At 42.0% G+C, this 4,345-nt stretch carries 3 protein-coding genes; all 3 read right to left on the bottom strand.

What is annotated here, in order from left to right:
- Positions 1-115 precede the first annotated feature (115 nt).
- A complete protein-coding gene (vncS, locus tag QP439_RS08725) occupies positions 116-1,444 on the bottom strand; it encodes a sensor histidine kinase VncS (protein WP_049551391.1) in 1,329 nt (442 codons plus the stop codon).
- Complete coding sequence (vncR, locus tag QP439_RS08720) at positions 1,441-2,097, bottom strand: response regulator transcription factor (protein ID WP_247947362.1); 657 nt, start codon at positions 2,095-2,097, stop codon at positions 1,441-1,443. The genes vncS and vncR overlap by 4 nt, the downstream gene beginning before the upstream one ends.
- A 160-nt stretch (positions 2,098-2,257) precedes the next feature.
- On the bottom strand, positions 2,258-4,345 hold a 2,088-nt coding region (locus QP439_RS08715; RefSeq protein WP_502961734.1), incomplete at its 5' end, for a DUF1542 domain-containing protein.

Genomic DNA, 4,345 nt, shown 5'->3' with positions numbered 1-4,345 from the left:
TTCCACTGGTTTTTACGATTTTTATCAGACTAACTTCCACTTGGATTAACGGTGGAAGTTAGTTTGGGAATTTAGCAATTTCTTCTAGCTTCATCTATGTAAACCCTTTCTCTTCCTAGTCTTGAGCGACTTTTGGAAAAGCTATAAAGAAGGTTAAACGATTCTCCTGCATTTCAAAACGATAGGGTAATTTTTCATGTTCTAATAGACTCTTGACCACAAAGAGCCCCATCCCAGACCCTTTGGCCTTGCGACTAGCATTATCAGAAAAAGATTGAGCTAGTTTTTCTTGTTCTTCTGGACTACAGCTATTTTCTATAAAAAGTTCCCTTTCTCTTTCTCCAATGCGAACTAAGCCACCTGGAACAGAGTGCTTGATAGCATTGCTGATGAGGTTAGATAAAATCAATTTCATCACCGATGGATTTAGATAGGCCTGCTGATGGGTCAAACTATTGTCTATCTGGAGTTCTCTTTCCTTAGCTAGCAAGACATAATCCTTAACCAGACTTTGTGTCATCTGAAGTAGGTCAATTTGTTCCCTATCATCTCGTAATTCCTGGACCGAAGAAAGAGAAAGTATCTGGAGAACGTGATGATTGAGCTCATCCACAATCCCCAAGGCAACTCCCAGATAGTGATCTCTATCCTTATAACGACCAATATTTTCCTTCATATTTTCAATCAAGATTTTGAGACTAGCAAGCGGTGTTTTCAATTCATGAGAAGCCCCTCGTAGGAATTCGACCTTCATCTTTTCGAGCTGGAGAATAGCTTCATTCTTGTCATGCAAGTCCGCAATGACAGTCAAGAGGTGCTGATAGAGGCTATTGATTTGTTCCTTGAGATCACCAATCTCATCCTTAGAATCCACGCGCAATCGCACATGGGCATCCAGTTCCATCATCCGACGGGTTACTCGCTTGATTTCCAAAATCGGTGCAACAATGGTCCGAGCATAGATGTAGGCAACCAAAAGGGAAATCAGAAAGGATGCCAGCAAGGTGTAGGGGAGAAATTGGAGACTGATTTGCTCCGCTTCCTTTTGCAAATCCATGGAAGCTAGAAACTGGAGAGTCATGATGCCACCGTCTTGCGTTGTCACCTCCCGCTCCTCGATAAAGAGAGAGGTTGTCTGGCGGTCTGTATCCAGAGGAAAACTGTCCTTGACTTCTAACTTATCCTCAGTCATCTCTCCCTTAACGGCCCCCTTGATATCACTAGTCTGGGAATACAGCTCTAACACTTGCTCGATACTCTGCCTGTCTTTCCCTTCTAAGGACTGGGCAATGGCTGTCGCTTTCTGGCCGATGGTTTCCTGACGATGGCTCAGATAAGTCGAGGGAAAAAGAAAATAAATAGCTAAATGAAGGCAAATAACCAGAACACTAAAAATCGAGAAGGTATAGATAAATATCTTTGTAAATAAACCTGTTCGTTTCATTTTCGCTCCAATTTATAACCAACATTGCGCACAGTGAGGATACAGTCCAAGTCTAGCTTTTTCCGCAGTTCCTTGATATAAACATCAATGACACGGTCAAAGGGAACCTCATCTGTCGCTTTCCAGACGGCATCGATTATCTGAGATCGAGTCAAGGCCCGTCCTTCATTTTTCACCAGATAGTCCAGAATTTCCAACTCTTTGGCATTGATAGCCACTTCTTGACCTGCTAGGCTTGCACTGTAGCTCTCAAAGTCCACCTTGGCATCCTTGTAGGAGAAGATTCGTCCCATATCATAATAGCGCTTGAAAATCGCGTCTACCCTCACTTTTAAGAGGGACAGAGAAAAAGGTTTTTCCAGATAGCCATCTGCGAGCGAAGCAAAGGCACTCATCTTGTATTCCTCATCCTGAAAAGCTGTCAACATCAATACAGGAATCTGACTGGTTTTGCGTATCTCAGCTAGGACTTCCAGACCATTGAGCTTAGGCATCTGTATATCCAGTAAAACCAAGGCTACTTCATAGCTGGAAAATTGCTCTAAGGCTTCTTGACCGTCCGCCGCCTCAATAGTTTCATAGCCACAATCCGTCAAATAGTCACTGACCCCCTCACGGATCATCTCTTCATCTTCTACAATTAAAATTTTCATACTTTAACTGCTCTCTTTTTTTATTTTTCTTAGAATAAATACCTACTCTATTTATTATAATCTCTTATTGGCCTTTTGTCTTTAAGAAACTTGCTACTAGATAAAACAAAGAGAGCCTATTGCTCTCTCTGCTCACATTTCACTCCCTATGGAATGAACATTATTTAGTTGCTTTTGAAAATGTTACAACGTAGTTATAATCTTTCCCATTAGCTTGATATACATAGTCCTCTTTGAAAGTGTAGCCGCGTTTGCTCAACTCTTCTTTCTTAGCTTCAACTTGGCTCTTGACAGCTTCTTTCACCTGTTCATTTGATAAACCTTCCGCAATTTCAAGAGAAGTTCCATTGATATCTCCTAGGAAACCTGCAATATCTTTCATTTGATCAAAGTTATAAAAAACATTGACTTTGACCTTATGAGGAGATGGCTGTTCTAGACTTCTACGATTTCTACTAGCGCGTGGTTGAACTGCTGGAGCCATTCTGAAACCTGAAGTTCCTGTAGCCTCCTTAGTGAATGTGACAACGTAGTTATAATCTTTTCCATTATTTTTAGAGAGATAGTCTTCTTTAACAGTATAACCACGTTTACGTAATTCCTCTTTCTTGGCATCAACTTGGTTCTTGACTGCTGCTTTTACTTGATCATCTGTTGAACCTTCCGCGATTTCAAGAGGAGTTCCATTGATATCTCCCAGAAAACCTGCAATATCTTTCATTTTATCAAAGTTATAAAATACATTTACTTTGACCTTTTGAGGAGCTGGCTGTTCTAGACTTCTACGATTTCTGCTAGCGCGTGGTTGAACTGCTGGAGCCATTCTGAAACCTGAAGTTCCTGTAGCCTCCTTAGTGAATGTGACAACGTAGTTATAATTTTTCACAGTAGTATCTTGTTCAAAAATAATGTCATTTTTCACATAATACCCTCTAGCAGCTAGGTCTTTTATCTTGGCTTGAATTTTTTCTTTTACTAATTCTTTTGCCTGTGCTTCACTCGTTCCAGCAGGAATTGTAACAGTGTTATCTTCTCCTGGGTCAGATAGGAAACCATGAATATCTGGCATTCCAGCGAAGTTATAGCTAATATTTACAGTTCCATCTGGTTCTGATGTTGAACGTGCTACTCTTCTTGCTCTTGCTTGAACTGATGGAGCATTTCTAAAACTTGAAGTCCCTTCTGAAGTTGAAGAAGGTTGTGTTGGAGATGCTACTGCTGATCTGGAAGTCCCACTTGCACCATGACCAATCGCTGTGCTTCCATTGTCAATAGTAGTTCCACCAGGACCATTATTGGTCAAGCCTTCTCTACCATAATTCGGACTTGAAACTTCTTCACCTGGAACATCCAATGCATTGATTTCATTTTGATATTTTTCTGTAACAGTAGCTACTTCTTCATCGTCTTTTGCTTTGTTAATTTCTTCTATTGCTTTATCTTGTAACGTCTTTAATGCTTCTTTTAATCTTGCCTTTTCATCTGCATCAGTAACTTTTTCAATCGCATCTGCTTTTATTTTAACAACTTCACCGATATTATCATCTATGCTCTCCTTTTTAGCTGACTTCAAGGTTTCTTCCTTCTTAAGTTCTTCTTCTGATTTTGGCTCTGAAGTTGATGCTTCTGGAGTCGGAGTTGATGTTGCTGCAGTCCCTGAATCATTTGTAGCTTCAGCAGATGGAGTATTTGAAGATTCTGCAGTTGTTTCAGATTTACCTGATTCTCCAGCTGGCTGTGTAGCAGAATTAGACTCGCCTGATGTGACCGGTGCTTCTTCACTTGGGGTTACCGGTGACGATGTTGAATCACTTGGTTGGGTAGCTGTTGAATCACCTGTAGGAGTTGCAGATGGTGTTCCAGACTCTTCTGAATGATTACCTGTTGATGGAGATTCAACCGAAGAAGCTGATTCATCGTCTTTCGGTGCCGGTGTCGATGGTTCCTCTGCTTTCGGCGCTGGTGTCGATGGCTTCTCTTCTTCCGGTGCTGGTGTCGATGGCTCTTCAACTTTTGGCGCTGGTGTCGATGGAGTCTCTTCTTTCGGTGCCGGTGTCACTGGCTCTTCCGCTTTCGGCGCTGGTGTCGATGGCTCTTCAACTTTTGGCGCTGGTGTCGATGGAGTCTCTTCTTTTGGAGCTGGTGTCGATGGAGTCTCTTCTTTCGGCGCTGGTGTCGATGGCTCTTCCACTTTTGGCGCTGGTGTCGATGGAGTCTCTTCTTTCGGTGCCGGTGTCACTGGCTCTTC

Source organism: Streptococcus sp. UMB1203 (assembly GCF_030217725.1).
Taxonomy (GTDB): domain Bacteria; phylum Bacillota; class Bacilli; order Lactobacillales; family Streptococcaceae; genus Streptococcus.
Note: the sequence above shows the minus strand (reverse complement) of the source record. Positions and strands in the feature narration are given on the sequence as shown.

Excerpts from the sequence above, each read along its gene's own strand:
- vncS (WP_049551391.1), bottom strand. The coding sequence starts at position 1,444 with ATGAAACGAACAGGTTTATTTACAAAGATATTTATCTATACCTTCTCG.
- vncR (WP_247947362.1), bottom strand. The coding sequence starts at position 2,097 with ATGAAAATTTTAATTGTAGAAGATGAAGAGATGATCCGTGAGGGGGTC.